The sequence below is a fragment of the Streptococcus infantis genome (genome assembly GCF_000960085.1).
GTDB classification, from domain to species: domain Bacteria; phylum Bacillota; class Bacilli; order Lactobacillales; family Streptococcaceae; genus Streptococcus; species Streptococcus infantis_C.
In genome coordinates, this window is record NZ_JYGT01000003.1 from 15,346 (window position 1) to 31,311 (window position 15,966).

Genomic DNA, 15,966 nt, shown 5'->3' on the forward strand with positions numbered 1-15,966 from the left:
ACCTGATTGACACTATTAAAAATGTTGATCATACGTTAAAGCGGAATTCCATGATATCGCCATCTTGAACGACATATTCTTTTCCTTCTTCACGTAAACGTCCAGCTTCTTTTACAGCCTTTTCAGATCCGTATTTCACCAAATCGTCATAAGACATGGTCACTGCACGAATAAATCCTTTTTCAAAGTCTGAGTGGATAATTCCAGCTGCTTGAGGAGCTTTCATACCACGTTTAAAGGTCCAAGCACGAACTTCTTTTTCACCAGCTGTGAAGTAAGTTCCAAGTCCAAGTAAATGGTAAGCTGCACGCGTCAACTTATCCACACCTGATTCTGTCAAACCAATGGCTTCAAGAAACTCCTTTTTATCTTCATCATCTAACTCAGAGATTTCTTCTTCAGCACGCGCAGAAATCACAACCACCTCTGCATTTTCTGTTTCTGCGAATTCACGAATTTGCTTCACATAATCAATAGAGTCTGGGTCTCCAACAACATCCTCATCCACATTCGCTACATAAAGAACTGGTTTTGTCGTCAAGAGGAAAAGACCTTTAACAACTTTTTGTTCTTCATCTGTGAATTCAATGGTACGAGCTGATTTACCGTCTTCAAGAACTGGTTTAATCTTTTGGAGAACGTTAAATTCTGCAACTGATTCTTTATCTTTTTGAGTACGTGCCATCTTTTCCACACGCGCATAGCGTTTATTCACAGATTCTAAGTCTGCCAAAATCAACTCTAGGTTAATGGTATCAATATCTGCAAGTGGATCTACAAAGGCATCTTCACGACCTTGCTCACGCATGACATTTTCATCATCAAAAGCACGAACTACGTGAACAATAGCATCCACTTCACGGATATTGGCCAAGAATTTATTACCAAGACCTTCACCTTTTGACGCACCTTTAACAATCCCTGCAATATCTGTAAATTCAAAGGTTGTTGGAACTGTCTTCTTAGGAGTAATCATTTCCGTCAATTTTTGGAGGCGTTCATCTGGAACTTCTACCATCCCAACATTTGGATCAATCGTCGCAAATGGATAGTTTGCAGCTTCTGCTCCTGCTTTTGTAATTGCATTAAATAGGGTTGATTTACCAACGTTTGGCAAACCCACGATACCTGCTGTTAAAGCCATAGTTTCTCATTCTCCGTTCACATTTCAATCTTCAATATTATAACACAAAAAGGGAAAACTTGCTAACCCTCCAAGTGAGTGTCTCTAATCAATGATTTTGTTCATTTTTCTTTCAAAATCATAGCGACTCATCATGACCACATGATCACAATTACTACATTTTATCTTAATATCTGCCCCTACACGTGTAATCTCCCAACGATTAGCTTTTTTACCAGTTGATTTGATTGTACAAGCGTGTGGTTTTTTCATTTCAACAAAATTTCCAACTTGATACATAGCTAGTCTCCTTTTCTATTTTCGATTATATCATAAAAGAGGCGAGCTAAGCTCAACCTCTTTCCATTAATTTGTACGAACTGGTGTAATCAGCTGTATGAAATCTTCATCTGTATCAGCTGGTACCAGAGTAAATGGACGAACTGATGAGATAAAGCTGATTGTAACCTTTTCGCTGTTCAAGGCTTTTAGTGCTTCAATCAAGTAAGTTGGGTTAAAGCTAATCGTCAAATCTTCACCAGATACAGCAATTGTATCGATTTCTTCGTTTACTTTACCAACTTCTGGAGAATTTACATGTGCTGTAACCACTCCTTGTTTGATTTCTAATTTTACAGTACCATTTTGGGTTGCACTTGATAAGAGACGAGCACGTTCCATAGATTGACGTAGATTCACAACGTCAAAAGTCACTGTCGTATTAAAATCTGTTGGAATCAAACGATCGGTATCTGGATAATTACCTTCTAAGAGACGTGTATAGAAACTAATATTTTCGCTTCTAAAAAGAATTTGGTTATTTGCAAAGAAAATCTCTACTGTTTCGATATCATCTGTAAAAACAGCTGAAAATTCGCGTAGAGAGCGACTTGGGATGACAACATCAAAATCATCACTATTTTTCTCAAGCGTCAATTTCTTCTGACTGAGACGGTGAGAATCTGTCGCAACTGTTTTTAATTCTTGATGATTACTCAAGACAAAATGTACACCAGTCAAGATTGGACGACTTTCTTGAACACTAGCTGCAAAGGCAGTTTCGTTGATAATCTTTTTAAGAAGCTTTGTTTCAAGAACTAAAGGATTACTTGCTGCAATTTCCTGGATACGTGGATACTGCTCGCTATCTTTTCCTTTTAGCGTGATCTCTGATTTTCCACTTGTTAATACAATTTGATTTTGTTCAATTTCTTTGAAATCAAGAGTCACATCTGGAAGACTAGATACAACATTGATAAAGAATGAAGCTTCTAAAAGGATAGAACCTAAAGAGTTAATCAAAAGACCTGCATTTTCATCTTTTTGAGAAATAAAGTTCTCGATTGAAATTTGACCATTTGATCCAATCAATGTAATTCCTTCGTTAGTAACATCGATTTTGATAGTTGATAAAACAGGAATAGCATTTTTTGAACTAATAGCACGTTTAGTAATATTTAATGATTGCAGGAATAAATTTTTATTAATAGAAAAATGAATCATGGAATCTCCTTTATTTATTTTTATTATTAGAAGGATAATAGTAATAATAGTCTGTGTGAAATCTGTGGAAAACGAAGTTTAGCTTAGAAAAATCAAGAAGTTATACTTGTTTAAAAAATGTGAATAAATCAGTAACATTTTAAATACTTATCCACAAGTTATTTAATTTTCTTTTTGATGGTTTCGATTTCTATACGTAATTTATCATCAGTTTCAATCATAGATTTGATTTTTGCATGAGCATGAATGACGGTTGTATGATCTTTACCACCAAATTCTTTTCCAATTTTTGGAAGACTGTTATCAGTTAATTCTCTAGCTAGGTACATAGCAACTTGACGAGCTAGAACAATATTCTGAACACGTCTAGTTCCTTTCATCTCCTTGACGCTGACGTCATAAAAGTTACCGACTTCCTCTTGGATTTTTTCAATCGGAATAACGATCATGGTGCTGACGCTTTGTTTTCGAGCACGGATAGCTTCTGATGCAATATCCACAGTTATAGTGTTGATTTGTTTAATTTTAGCCATGAGACTAATATCTTTAAGGGCACCTTCTAATTCACGTACGTTTGAATCAAACTGGCCAGCCAAATATTCGATTGTGTCAGGTTGAAAATGATAATCTAAATCCTCTGTTTTACTGTTTAAGATAGCGATACGAGTTTCAAAATCCGGAGGTGTAATATCTGTCGTTAGACCCCATGAGAAGCGCGTGACAAGACGTTCAGGTAGGTTTTCTAGTTGTTCAGGTCTACGGTCACTAGTCAAAACGATTTGTTTATTATTATTGTGTAGAGCATTGAAAGTATTAAAAAATTCATCTTGAGTTTGCACTTTTCTTCCACTAAGTGATTGGATATCATCAATAAGAAGGAGATCTAGGCTTCGATAGGTTTTTTTAAAATTATCCATATCGCTGAGTCTTAGATGCTCTAAAAATTCATTAATAAAAGTTTCGGCAGGGATGTATTTTACACGCGCGTTAGGATTTTTTTTGAGAATTTCATTCCCTAAAGCATTGAGTAAGTGCGTTTTTCCAAGACCAGGTCCCCCATATATAAAAAGTGGATTATAAGTTAGTCCAGGATCTTCTGATACAGCTAAAGCAGCGGATTTAGCCCAAATATTTCCATCACCTTGGATAAAATTATCAAATGTATAGATATCTCTTAATCCTGTTTCTGAATAAGGAATAGATTTTATAGTTTGTTCTTGTTGAAGATTAGAATTCTCAACAGTTGTTGTTATTTCGGAGGTACTAGAATCTTCCTTGGTCAATACATATTGTGCTTTTATTTCAGTGTCATAGATTTGGAAACCGACAGCTACAATAATATCATTGAGTTTTGTACTCCAAACCATTTCCATTTCAGATCTTGGCAAAAATATGGTAGCTACATTTCCCTCGACCTTTATTAATTCAGCAGGTGTTGCGTAGAAATCAAACATTGATCGTGTCAATCTCTCTTTAGCTAATTCTAAAATCTGATTCCAAAATTGTTTTTCTTTCAACAACAAACTCCTCCTTTTCTAAAAGGTATAATCTTACACCTATTTTATCATATAGCAAGCATTTTTTCCACAACTTGTGAAAAACAATCCACAATGTTTAAAAGATTTATCCACAACTTGTGGATAAAAGGTTTTATTTGTGATTTTATCGGTTTTATTCATACTAATTTAGTGGATAAGTCTGTGATTTGAGAAAAATAAAATAACAGCCTTATTTCAGGCTGTTAATAAAACGTTGGTACTCTTCTTGATTATGAAAAGAGATAGTTATTTTTCCTGCCTCTTTTTTTTGAAGGACGATTTGGACATCTAATCCCAACAATTTTTTTAAATTTTCTTCTTCTTCTTTGATAAAGTGATCTTTCTCTTTGCTTTTCTTCTTCTTTTTTTTCTCTTGAAGTAGAAGTTCTACTTGCCGAACTGATAAATCTTCCGTCTGAATACGATAGAGTAATTTTCTTTGTTCTTCAACAGGTAGTTGGATTAGAAGTCTAGCATGTGCTTGAGATAATTTTCCAGTTTCTACTTCAATTTGAATAAAATCAGGCAACGTTAGCAATCGAACAAGATTGGTAATATAGGGACGTGATTTCCCCATTTTATCAGCAATTTCTGCATGAGTATACCCTTTATCAATTAAAGATTGATAAGCTTTTGCTTCTTCAATCGGATTTAAGTCTTCACGTTGCAAATTTTCAATGATTGAGTGAATCATCATATCTTGATCAGATAGTTTTTTGATGATTACGGGAACTTCTGTTAGCCCAGCTGCTATTGATGCACGATATCGTCTTTCTCCAGCTAGGATTTCATATCCGATAACTGGAGATTGACGAACGATAATCGGTTGAATCAGACCATTCTCTTTAATAGATTGAGCGAGTTCTTTTACTTTTTCTTCTGAAAATTCTTTACGTGGTTGATAGGGATTTTTTTGAATATCACTGATGCGAATGAGTTTAAATTCTTCCATATTTCTACAGTATCACAACTTTGATATTCTGTAAAGTAAGTTTACAAATATGTAAACTATTGATTTAAATCACTAGTACTCTTGTCCAACTTGATTTTAGTTGTTTCTTCTTTACCATTACGGTAATAAGTTACAGTCATTTCATCTCCAATAGAGTGACTATATAGAGCGTTTTGTAATTCAGTTGTAGATGAAATCTTAGTATCATCTACTTTTGTGATGACATCATATTGTTGTAGATGTCCATTGGCAGGCATATTCTTCTGAACAGATCGAACAGCTACACCAGAAGTAACATTATCAGGAAGTTTTAATTTTTGAAGGTCAGCTGTGCTGAGGTTTGTTAAGTTAACCATGTGGATACCAAGCGCTGGTCGAGTTACTTTTCCATCTTTTTCTAATTGTTTAATAATATTAATAACATCATTTGCAGGAATAGCAAAACCAAGGCCTTCTACAGATGTTCCACCATTTGAGGCAATTTTACTTGATGTAATACCGATAACTTGTCCCTGGATATTAATCAAAGGACCTCCAGAGTTACCAGGGTTAATAGCTGTATCTGTTTGGATAGCATTCGTTGAAATGGCTTGACCATCTTCAGCTTTCAAAGAAACATGTCTGTTCAAGCTTGATACAATCCCTTGAGTAACTGTATTTGCATATTCTGAACCTAAAGGACTACCGATTGCGATAGCTGTTTCTCCAACAGCTAATTGACTTGAATCACCAAACTCAGCAACTGTAGAAACTTTTTCTGAAGAGATTTTAACTACTGCAATATCAGAATAGGTATCAGAACCAACAATTTCACCTGGGACTTTTGTTCCATCAGTCAAACGAACGTCAACTTTTTTAGCACCATTAATAACGTGAGTATTAGTAACTAAATAGGCAGATTCACCTTCTTTTTTATAAATAACACCAGAACCTTCACTGTTAACTTGCTCAGTATTTGAATCTATATCAGTATCATCAGTTCCAATAAAACTATTTTGAGAGTTTCCTGAATAAGTGATAATAGAGACAACAGCATCTTTAACTTTATCAACAGCTTGAGTAGTAGAATTTTCATTTTTTACAGCTGTTTGAGTGATTCCTGTACTATTTTGTTTTGTGATTTCTTGTTTTTGGTTGAATTGAAGAATTACCAGACTACCTAAAATACCACTAAAAAAACCAACAAGAACAATGAGTAAAAGTTTCCCAATCTTTTTCGAAAAATTATGTAAGTGTTTCATACAATCCTCCATATTTTATTAAGTTAGTAAAAGTATAAAATTACTAACTTAATTTATGCTTAAAATTATTTAGTTTTCAACAATCTGTGGAAAACTGTTAAAAACTTGTGAATTTATTGCTACTTTCTTCGCTTTTATTTGTGAATAAGATGTGAATAGAATACGATTATGATAAAATAGAAACATGAAAATTAAAATTGTAACGGTTGGAAAACTAAAAGAAAAGTATCTCAAAGATGGAATTGCTGAATATTCTAAAAGAATTTCTCGTTTTGCTACTGTAGAAATGGTTGAATTAGCTGATGAGAAGACACCAGATCGTGCTAGTGATTCTGAAAATGAAAAAATCTTGGATTTAGAAGGAAATCGAATTCTTTCAAAAATTGGAGATAGAGAATTTGTTGTCGTTTTAGCTATTGAAGGGAAAACCTTGTCTTCTGAAGAATTCAGTAAACAGTTAGAACAAGCATCTATTAATGGTTTTTCAACCTTAACTTTTGTTATTGGTGGAAGTTTAGGATTATCCAATGAAGTGAAAAAACGAGCTAACCTATCAGTAAGTTTTGGTCGTTTAACTCTCCCACATCAATTAATGCGTCTCGTATTAACAGAGCAGATATACCGAGCTTTTACCATTCAACAAGGTTCTCCTTATCATAAATAGGATTGACTATTCTCGATTATTTTGATAAGATAAACTAGTTAGGTCTCATAGCTCAGCTGGATAGAGCATTCGCCTTCTAAGCGAACGGTCGCAGGTTCGAATCCTGCTGGGATCATATACTAGATTTAACGCTGGGGAAACCCAGCGTTTTTTGTAAAAAAATGACAGTTCAGGTACAAAAATGTGCAGTTGAGAATGATTACTTATAATATAAATCACATTTTGTATAATAGGTTTGTAAGTTCATTTATAAGGAAAAAGAGAACACATTATAGGGAGATATAATGGATTTATTGAAAATACTCATAGTTATTCTTCATATTCTTATTCTAACAAATAGCTATGAACTCATTTGTAAGGCAACAAAAAAAGAAAGATATCTGTTTATTTCTTGGGTATTTATATTACAGTCTATTGTTGAAATTTTATTCTATTTAACTTCTTTACATGGATTAGGAATGGAAAAAATTTCATTTACCTGTATTATCTTTGCTTATTTAATAGGATTTAAAAAATATAATAAGTTCAAAGCTATTTTTATTAGTTTATTATTGTCTTTATTATATCAAAGTACTCATACATTTATAGCAGTAATCATATCCTCTATAACAGGTGATTCTTTCTTAATAAAATATGAAGATTTATTTTTTGTAGTGGTTTTGATGCTGACGTATTTTATCACTAAAAAAATTATTATTTATTTTCATCTTGAACTTACTTATTTTGATAAAGATTACCTTTATCCATTTTTTAAAAAGGTCATCTTTGCTTTCTTTGCTCTACATATTCTATTATTCATTTCAGATATGTTGAATATTCATGAACATTTTAATAGTTTTAGTAGTATTTTAGCAACAATTGTCTTTATTTGTTTATTACTAATCTTCTTTGCAATGAATGCCAAGAAGGTCCAAGTTGAAAGAGAAATTGCTCTAAATCAGAAAAAATTTGAACAAGAACATTTACAGACTTACACAGATGAAATTGTGGCTTTGTATAACGAAATCCGTGGTTTTCGTCATGATTATGCAGGGATGCTTGTCAGTATGCAAATGGCGATTGACAGTAAAGATTTACAGGAAATTGACAGGATTTACAATCAAGTTCTAGTCAAAGCTAATCAAAAATTACGTTCAGATAAGTATACATACTTTGATTTAAATAATATAGAAGATTCAGCTTTACGAAGTTTAATTGCACAATCCATTGTATATGCAAGAAATAAGGACGTAGAGTTTACACTAGAAGTAAAGGATATTATCACAAGATTGTCAATCGATTTACTTGATCTTGTGCGTATTATGAGCGTATTATTGAACAATGCCGTTGAGGGTGCTGCAGAAAGTTCCTCAAAACAAATGGAGGTTGCAGTGATTAAGATGGATTTAGAAACAGTTATCGTGATTCAAAATTCGTGTAAAATTACTATGACACCTTCAGAAGACTTATTTGAACTAGGTTTTTCTACTAAGGGTAGAAATAGAGGAATTGGCCTTAATAATGTCAAAGAGATTTTGGATAAGTATGAAAATATCATTTTAGAAACAGAGATGGAAGATAGTACGTTTAGACAGATTATTAGATTTAAGAGAGAGTTTGAATGAAAGTATTAATTTTAGAAGATGTAATTCAACATCAGGTCAGATTAGAAAGAACCCTAGATGAAATTTCAAAGGAATTAAATATTCCTATTTCTTATAAAACAACAGGTAAAGAACGAGAATTTAAGGAATACATCGAAAATGATGAAGTAAACCAGCTTTATTTTCTAGATATTGATATTCATGGAATTGAGAAAAAAGGATTTGAGGTAGCACAGTTTATTCGTCGCCACAATCCTTATGCAATTATCGTATTTATCACTAGTAGATCAGAATTTGCTACCTTAACTTACAAATATCAAGTATCAGCCTTGGATTTTGTTGATAAAGATATCAATGATGAATTATTTAAAAAACGTATCGAACAGAGTATCTTATATACCAAAAGTATGCTGCTTGAAAATAAAGATGTTGTGGATTATTTTGACTATAATTACAAGGGAAATGATTTGAAAATTCCCTACCATGATATTTTATATATTGAAACAACAGGAGTATCTCATAAATTAAGGATTATTGGTAAGAATTTTGCCAAAGAATTTTATGGTACTATGGCGGATATTCAAGAAAAAGATAAAGATACTCAAAGATTTTATTCTGCTCATAAATCATTTCTTGTCAATGTAGGAAATATTAGGGAAATTGATCGAAAAAATTTAGAAGTGGTTTTTTATGAGGATCATCGTTGTCCAATTACTCGTCTAAAGGTACGGAAATTAAGAGATATTCTGGAGAAAAAATCTAAAAAGTGATTGACAATTAGTAAGAAATTGATATAATGGTTATATCTGCTACAGATAGATGGTCCGTTGGTCAAGGGGTTAAGACACCGCCTTTTCACGGCGGTAACACGGGTTCGAATCCCGTACGGACTATATTATCCGCCATAGCTCAGTTGGTAGTAGCGCATGACTGTTAATCATGATGTCGTAGGTTCGAGTCCTACTGGCGGAGTTAAACAAAAAGAACACCATTGGTGTTCTTTTTTTGTCTCTAATTTGCATCTCCCAACATTTTCATAAGAAAGTTTGTCATTTCTTGTGGACTTTCTTTTTTTCCATGAGCAATCCAGGTTTGACATACACCAAATAGTGCGTTTGTTAGATAAATGCTACTATACTCTAACTCAGTATTGTTTAAATTTAATTGCATAAAGCGTTTTTGGAGGTCAGTGCTAAGCATAATGTGAAGTTTATTTCTCAAGAAGTTTTGTATCTCTTTTGTACCATTTTCAGATAGAAGAGCAGCTAGTAATGGTTCAGACTCTAGGTACTCAAATACTTCTAAAATAGCATCCCTTTTATGATGAGCATGTTTTTGGAAAATATACTCAAAGGTATGAAAAAGCTTACTTTGATAATGCTCAATCATATCATACTTATCTTTGTAATGAGTATAAAAACTAGAGCGACTAATTCCAGCTTTCTCAGCTAGTTTAACAGTAGAAATTTGATCAAATGGTTGTTCCATTAATAATTGAACCATAGCATTCTCAATAGTACGTTTTGTTTTTAAGCGTTTGTTACTCTCTGTCATAGTTTCTCCTTGTGAACAAAAATAGACGTAGTGTCAAAAAAATGAATTTTTACCTTGTATTTTGGATTTTTTAATGTATAATCTATTATATCAAAATTTTAGACAATATGTGTAAAAAAAGGAGACAATATGTTTAAAGAATGGAAAGCAATTTTTAAAAAACCAACCTTTATCATTGTAATGATAGGGATTTCTCTTATTCCTGCCTTATACAACATCATATTTTTATCATCTATGTGGGATCCATATGGCCAATTATCTGAGTTGCCTGTAGCGGTCGTTAATAATGATAAAGAAGCGTCTTACAATGGAAATACAATGAGCATTGGAAAAGACATGGTGTCTAATTTAGAAAACAATAAATCCTTGGATTTTCATTTTGTAAATGAGGAAGAAGGAAAAAAAGGACTAGAGAATGGCGATTACTATATGGTAGTGACTTTGCCAAGTGATTTGTCTGAAAAGGCTGCTTCTATTTTAACAGATCACCCAGAACAAATGAACATTGACTATCAAACTTCTAGTGGACATAGCTTCATTGCAAGTAAGATGAGTGATTCTGCTATGACACAGTTAAAACAGAATGTTTCTGCTAATGTAACCGAATCCTATACGAAAGCTTTATTTCAAAAGATGGGTGATTTAAAATCCGGTTTAACGAAGGCAGCCGATGGGAGTGAACAATTGGCTAACGGGGCCAGTCAGTTAGCTGTAGGAAGTCAGACATTGACTACTAACCTACACTCTTTAGCAGATTCAAGTTTAACATTTTCAAATGGAACGGAGCAGTTTACTAAAGGATTATCCTCTTATGTTTCTGGTGTTGAACAACTTCATCTTGGCTTAGGGACTTTTAATAGTGGTTTAGTTACATATACTGGTGCAGTAAGTAAATTAGATAGCGGATTAGGTCAATTAGCTTCTAAAAGTCCTGAATTAGTAGGAGGAATCAATCAATTATATACTGGTGTAGAGGCCTATACTGGTGGTGTTTCTCAGCTCAATACTGGTCTTAATCAATTTTCATCTGGTGTTAGTGCCTATACAAATGGAGTGGAAAATCTTGCAACAGGTGCAAATCAGTTATCTAGTCAATCAGCTACACTTCGAATGGGTGTGGAGCAATTAAGTGAAGGGATTCAACAACTTTCTAGCAAGTTAGATACTTCGTCTGAGCAAAAAGATCAAATTAATCAATTATCTTCTGGTCTAAATCAGTTAAATCAAGCCATTCAAAATATTGATGTTGGAGATACAAAACAATTATCTTCTGTTTTATCAAGTATAGTTTCTCTTTCTAATCAAATGCTAGCAAGTGCTCAGTCTGAAAAAGCAACTACATTAGCCAATATTCAATCGACAGCAGCTTATCAATCATTGACAAGTGAGCAACAAGCTGAGATAAGCGCTTCTGTATCTCAAAATTCGACTGATAGTATTCAATCGGCTCAGTCAATTATAGCTTTAGTACAAGGTTTACAGGGAAGTTTAGAAAACTTACAAAATCAATCTTCAAATCTTTCGACATTAAAAAATCAAGCCAATCAAGTATTACCGCTTGCTTCTACTTCTTTGACAGGATTGTCAAGTGGATTAACAGAAATGCAGGGAGCAGTGACGAGTAAATTAGTTCCTGCTAGTCAGTCGATTGCATCAGGTGTAAATGCATATACTGCAGGTGTTGATAAAATTTCTCAGGGCGCAAGTCAACTAAGTGAAAAAAATTCCACCTTGACAGGTAGTTTGGATCAACTAGTTTCAGGCTCAACTACCTTGACACAAAAATCTTCTAGCTTGACAGCAGGAGTTGGTCAATTAGTTGAAAAAACTCCAGAATTGGTATCTGGTATTGAAAAATTATCAACTGGCTCTAACCAATTGAATCAAAAGAGTCAAGAATTAATGGCAGGAGTTGATAAATTACAATCAGGATCTGGTCAATTAGCAGACAAATCCAGTCAGTTACTTTCAGGTGCTTCTCAATTAGGAAATGGAGCAGCAAAAATTGCAGATGGTGCTGGAAAATTAGCTGAAGGTGGAGCAACTTTAACTGCTGGTATTGAAAGTTTACAAGTAGGAACTACTGATCTAGGACAAGGATTAAGTAACGCAAGCAATCAATTAAAATCAGCATCAACAGAGTCAAAAAATGCAGAAACATTAGCGGAACCCTTAAGTCTTTCAAAGACAGATAATGATCAGGTTCCTGTAAATGGGATTGCAATGGCTCCTTACATGATATCAGTTGCACTTTTTGTTGCAGCATTATCAACAAATATGATTTTTGCTAAATTACCTTCAGGTCGTCATCCTGAAAGTCGCTGGGCGTGGTTTAAGTCTCGCTTCGAGATAAATGGAGTTATAGCTGTTTTAGCCGCTGTCTTAGTCTATGGTGGCGTTCATCTTATTGGTCTAACAGCAAATCATGAAATGAGAACCTTGTTCTTAATTATTATCGCAAGCTTAACATTTATGTCTATGGTAACTGCATTAACAACATGGAATAGTCGTTTGGGTGCTTTCTTCTCTCTAATATTGCTATTATTACAATTAGCTTCGAGTGCAGGAACATATCCACTTGCTTTGACAAATGATTTCTTTAAAGCTGTTAATCCTTGGTTACCAATGAGTTATTCAGTTTCAGGATTGAGACAAACCATTTCTATGACAGGAAATATTCATCATCAGGTAATTTTCCTTCTCGTAACTTTAGTTCTATTCATAGGATTAGGTATGCTAGCTTATCAACCTAAAAAAATGGATGAAGATTAAAAAAGTTTCACGTGAAACAATGAATGATTTACAAGTAATTAATAAAAAAACTCAGTTGGTTAAATCAACTGAGTTTTTTAAAGTTATTCCTAATCTTTCCAAAGTTCTTTGACTTTAGCTTGAACTTCTTCATTTTCAAGAAATTCATCGTAGGTTTCATCGATACGGTCGATTACACCGTTTTTAGATAAGACAATGATATGGTTAGCCAAAGTTTGAATAAACTCATGGTCGTGACTGGCAAAGATGATAGATTCTTTGAAGTTTTTCAATCCATCGTTCAAGCTTGAAATAGATTCCAAATCCAAGTGATTTGTAGGATCGTCAAGTACAAGAACGTTTGATTTCAAAAGCATGAGTTTTGAAAGCATCACGCGCACCTTTTCCCCCCCTGACAGGACATTTACAGGCTTGTTAACCTCGTCTCCAGAAAAGAGCATGCGTCCGAGGAATCCACGAAGGAAGGTATTGTCATCTTCTTCTTTACTTGCAAATTGACGGAGCCAGTCAAGAATCGACTCGCCATCTGCAAAATCAGCAGAATTGTCTTTTGGTAAGTAAGAGCGACTAGTTGTAACTCCCCACTTGACAGTTCCTTCATAGTCGATATCACCCATAATCGCACGAATCAAGGCAGTTGTTTGGATGTCGTTTTGCCCAATAAGAGCTGTCTTATCCCCTGGACGCAAGATGAAGCTGATGTTGTCAAGAATAGTTTCGCCATCAATCTTGACAGATAGATTTTCGACTGTCAATAGATCATTACCAATTTCTCGTTCAGCTTTAAAGTTGATAAATGGATATTTACGGCTAGAAGGTACAATTTCTTCAAGTTCAATCTTGTCAAGCATTTTCTTACGTGAAGTCGCTTGCCTTGATTTAGAAGCATTGGCAGAGAATCGAGCAACGAATTCTTGAAGTTGTTTGATCTTTTCTTCTGCTTTTGCATTACGGTCAGCTTGTAATTTAGCAGCTAGTTCAGAAGATTCTTTCCAGAAATCGTAGTTACCTACGTAGAGTTTGATTTTTCCAAAGTCAAGGTCGGCCATGTGTGTACATACTTTGTTCAAGAAGTGACGGTCATGGGATACGACAATAACTGTGTTATCAAAATCAATCAAGAAATCTTCTAACCAGGTAATAGATTGAATATCAAGACCGTTGGTAGGCTCATCCAAAAGAAGGACATCTGGTTTACCAAATAGAGCTTTAGCAAGGAGCACCTTCACTTTGTCACCATTTGCAAGTTCACTCATATTTTGATAATGAAGATCCTCTGGGATATTCAAATTTTGTAAAAGTTGTGAAGCTTCACTCTCAGCTTCCCAACCACCTAGTTCAGCAAATTCTCCTTCAAGTTCAGCAGCACGAACACCATCTTCGTCTGAAAAATCTTCCTTCATATAAATGGCGTCTTTTTCTTTCATGATGTTGTAAAGTTTTTCATTTCCCATGATGACAACATCAATAACACGTTCGTCCTCATAGTCAAAATGATTTTGACGAAGAACTGAAAGACGTTCGTCTGGTCCTAGAGAGACATGACCAGTTGTTGGTTCAATATCTCCAGCTAGAATTTTCAAAAAGGTTGACTTTCCGGCACCATTAGCACCAATCAAACCATAGGTATTTCCTTCTGTAAATTTAATGTTGACATCATCAAAAAGTTTGCGGTCACTAAAGCGTAGTGAGACATCAGATACTGTTAGCAATGTTTTTCTCCTATTATATGTAATACTCTAATTCTACTAGAAAATTAGTAAATATTCAAATTTTTATTTGTCAATTTTTTGTAAAGTAAGTTGACAGTTTCTTTACGGTTTTATAGCTAGAAAACTATTGTTTGATTAAAAAAATTATCTGTCTTTTTATCAAAAAAATGCTATAATTGAAAGGACCATATCAAAGGAGAATATTATGAGTAAACCCATTATTTTAACAGGAGATCGTCCAACGGGGAAATTACATATTGGACACTATGTAGGTAGCTTAAAAAACCGTGTTTTACTACAGGAAGAAGATAAATATGACATGTTTGTTTTTTTAGCTGACCAGCAAGCCTTAACTGACCATGCAAAAGATCCACAAACTATTGTAGAGTCTATTGGAAATGTTGCATTGGACTATCTTGCAGTGGGATTAGATCCTAATAAAGCAACGATTTTCATTCAAAGTCAGATTCCAGAATTGGCAGAGCTGTCTATGTACTATATGAACCTAGTTTCATTAGCTCGTTTGGAACGAAATCCAACCGTAAAGACTGAAATTGCTCAAAAAGGCTTTGGAGAAAGTATTCCAACTGGATTTTTAGTTTATCCAGTTGCGCAAGCAGCAGATATTACAGCATTTAAGGCTAACTTAGTTCCAGTAGGGAATGATCAAAAGCCGATGATTGAACAAACACGTGAAATTGTTCGTTCTTTCAACCATTCCTATAACTGTGATGTTTTAGTAGAACCAGAAGGAATTTATCCTGAGCATGAAGGTGCGGGACGTTTACCAGGTCTTGATGGTAATGCCAAAATGTCGAAATCACTTAATAATGGAATTTACCTAGCTGATGATGCAGATACTTTGCGTAAAAAAGTGATGAGTATGTATACAGATCCAGACCATATTCGTGTTGAGGATCCAGGTAAGATTGAAGGAAATATGGTTTTCCATTACTTAGACGTATTTGGTCGCCCTGAGGATGCTCAAGAAATTGCTGAAATGAAGGAACATTATCAACGTGGAGGCCTTGGGGATGTTAAGACCAAACGTTACCTACTTGAAATCCTAGAACGTGAACTTGGTCCAATCCGTGAACGTCGCCTAGAATATGCTAAAGATATGGGTGAGGTTTATAATATGCTCCAAAAAGGTAGTGAAAAAGCTCGAGAAGTTGCTGGCCAAACATTATCAGAAGTAAAAGCTGCAATGGGTCTAAATTACTTTCACTAATGGGTAAAATTTGAACTACAAAACTATCTCTTCTTTAAAATAAGAGGGATAGTTTTTTTATTTATTCTCTTATAAATTTAATTGACAAATTTT

Annotated in this window: 13 protein-coding genes and 3 tRNA genes; 8 read left to right on the plus strand and 8 right to left on the minus strand. The window is 34.2% G+C overall.

Going from position 1 to position 15,966, the window contains the following annotated elements; all coding sequences use genetic code 11:
- Positions 1-28: 28 nt before the first annotated feature.
- The 6 genes from ychF to TZ94_RS00760 form a co-directional block, all read right to left on the minus strand.
- Complete coding sequence (gene ychF, locus TZ94_RS00735) at positions 29-1,144, minus strand: redox-regulated ATPase YchF (protein ID WP_045613246.1); 1,116 nt, start codon at positions 1,142-1,144, stop codon at positions 29-31.
- Between the two features lie 84 nt (positions 1,145-1,228).
- Positions 1,229-1,423: a DUF951 domain-containing protein gene (locus TZ94_RS00740; protein WP_000285188.1), complete on the minus strand. Its 195-nt coding sequence runs from the start codon at positions 1,421-1,423 to the stop codon at positions 1,229-1,231.
- A 66-nt stretch (positions 1,424-1,489) separates the two neighbouring features.
- Positions 1,490-2,626 (minus strand): DNA polymerase III subunit beta, encoded by a 1,137-nt coding sequence (gene dnaN / locus TZ94_RS00745; RefSeq protein WP_045613248.1) that lies wholly within the window; start codon positions 2,624-2,626, stop codon positions 1,490-1,492.
- A gap of 158 nt (positions 2,627-2,784) precedes the next feature.
- The gene (dnaA, locus tag TZ94_RS00750; protein WP_045613381.1) at positions 2,785-4,143 is read right to left on the minus strand and encodes a chromosomal replication initiator protein DnaA; all 1,359 of its coding nucleotides are present in this window, start codon (positions 4,141-4,143) and stop codon (positions 2,785-2,787) included.
- Between the two features lie 211 nt (positions 4,144-4,354).
- The gene (locus TZ94_RS00755; protein ID WP_045613250.1) at positions 4,355-5,116 is read right to left on the minus strand and encodes a ParB/RepB/Spo0J family partition protein; all 762 of its coding nucleotides are present in this window, start codon (positions 5,114-5,116) and stop codon (positions 4,355-4,357) included.
- 56 nt (positions 5,117-5,172) lie between these two features.
- Positions 5,173-6,357, minus strand: coding sequence for a S1C family serine protease (locus TZ94_RS00760; RefSeq protein ID WP_045613252.1), 1,185 nt, complete (start codon positions 6,355-6,357; stop codon positions 5,173-5,175).
- A 184-nt stretch (positions 6,358-6,541) separates the two neighbouring features.
- On the opposite strand from TZ94_RS00760, the gene rlmH reads away from it, so the two are divergent.
- From rlmH to TZ94_RS00790, 6 genes are all read left to right on the plus strand, one after another.
- On the plus strand, positions 6,542-7,021 hold the full coding sequence (gene rlmH, locus TZ94_RS00765; RefSeq protein WP_006150541.1) for a 23S rRNA (pseudouridine(1915)-N(3))-methyltransferase RlmH: 480 nt from the start codon (positions 6,542-6,544) through the stop codon (positions 7,019-7,021).
- Between the two features lie 41 nt (positions 7,022-7,062).
- Positions 7,063-7,136: transfer RNA gene (locus TZ94_RS00770), tRNA-Arg, on the plus strand.
- Between the two features lie 169 nt (positions 7,137-7,305).
- A complete protein-coding gene (gene comD / locus TZ94_RS00775) occupies positions 7,306-8,625 on the plus strand; it encodes a competence system sensor histidine kinase ComD (RefSeq protein WP_045613254.1) in 1,320 nt (439 codons plus the stop codon).
- Positions 8,622-9,374 (plus strand): competence system response regulator transcription factor ComE, encoded by a 753-nt coding sequence (gene comE, locus TZ94_RS00780; RefSeq protein WP_045613256.1) that lies wholly within the window; start codon positions 8,622-8,624, stop codon positions 9,372-9,374. The genes comD and comE overlap by 4 nt, the downstream gene beginning before the upstream one ends.
- 51 nt (positions 9,375-9,425) lie before the next feature.
- Positions 9,426-9,497, plus strand: a tRNA-Glu gene (locus TZ94_RS00785).
- Positions 9,498-9,502: 5 nt separating this feature from the next.
- Positions 9,503-9,576, plus strand: a tRNA-Asn gene (locus TZ94_RS00790).
- 39 nt (positions 9,577-9,615) lie between these two features.
- Here TZ94_RS00790 and TZ94_RS00795 read toward each other — a convergent pair.
- Positions 9,616-10,158 (minus strand): TetR/AcrR family transcriptional regulator, encoded by a 543-nt coding sequence (locus TZ94_RS00795; RefSeq protein WP_045613258.1) that lies wholly within the window; start codon positions 10,156-10,158, stop codon positions 9,616-9,618.
- Between the two features lie 129 nt (positions 10,159-10,287).
- On the opposite strand from TZ94_RS00795, the gene TZ94_RS00800 reads away from it, so the two are divergent.
- Positions 10,288-12,930, plus strand: a complete 2,643-nt coding sequence (locus tag TZ94_RS00800) for a YhgE/Pip domain-containing protein (RefSeq protein ID WP_045613261.1) — start codon at positions 10,288-10,290, stop codon at positions 12,928-12,930.
- Between the two features lie 89 nt (positions 12,931-13,019).
- Here TZ94_RS00800 and TZ94_RS00805 read toward each other — a convergent pair whose 3' ends face one another.
- The gene (locus TZ94_RS00805; protein ID WP_045613263.1) at positions 13,020-14,642 is read right to left on the minus strand and encodes an ATP-binding cassette domain-containing protein; all 1,623 of its coding nucleotides are present in this window, start codon (positions 14,640-14,642) and stop codon (positions 13,020-13,022) included.
- 205 nt (positions 14,643-14,847) lie between these two features.
- Between TZ94_RS00805 and trpS the strand changes: the two genes are divergently transcribed.
- Complete coding sequence (gene trpS, locus TZ94_RS00810) at positions 14,848-15,873, plus strand: tryptophan--tRNA ligase (RefSeq protein ID WP_045613266.1); 1,026 nt, start codon at positions 14,848-14,850, stop codon at positions 15,871-15,873.
- The last annotated feature ends 93 nt before the right edge of the window (positions 15,874-15,966 follow it).

Coding starts and splice junctions, on each gene's coding strand:
- ychF (WP_045613246.1), bottom strand. CDS start 1,144: ATGGCTTTAACAGCAGGTATCGTGGGTTTGCCAAACGTTGGTAAATCA.
- TZ94_RS00740 (WP_000285188.1), bottom strand. CDS start 1,423: ATGTATCAAGTTGGAAATTTTGTTGAAATGAAAAAACCACACGCTTGT.
- dnaN (WP_045613248.1), bottom strand. CDS start 2,626: ATGATTCATTTTTCTATTAATAAAAATTTATTCCTGCAATCATTAAAT.
- TZ94_RS00755 (WP_045613250.1), bottom strand. CDS start 5,116: ATGGAAGAATTTAAACTCATTCGCATCAGTGATATTCAAAAAAATCCC.
- TZ94_RS00760 (WP_045613252.1), bottom strand. CDS start 6,357: ATGAAACACTTACATAATTTTTCGAAAAAGATTGGGAAACTTTTACTC.
- rlmH (WP_006150541.1), top strand. CDS start 6,542: ATGAAAATTAAAATTGTAACGGTTGGAAAACTAAAAGAAAAGTATCTC.
- comD (WP_045613254.1), top strand. CDS start 7,306: ATGGATTTATTGAAAATACTCATAGTTATTCTTCATATTCTTATTCTA.
- comE (WP_045613256.1), top strand. CDS start 8,622: ATGAAAGTATTAATTTTAGAAGATGTAATTCAACATCAGGTCAGATTA.
- TZ94_RS00795 (WP_045613258.1), bottom strand. CDS start 10,158: ATGACAGAGAGTAACAAACGCTTAAAAACAAAACGTACTATTGAGAAT.
- TZ94_RS00800 (WP_045613261.1), top strand. CDS start 10,288: ATGTTTAAAGAATGGAAAGCAATTTTTAAAAAACCAACCTTTATCATT.
- trpS (WP_045613266.1), top strand. CDS start 14,848: ATGAGTAAACCCATTATTTTAACAGGAGATCGTCCAACGGGGAAATTA.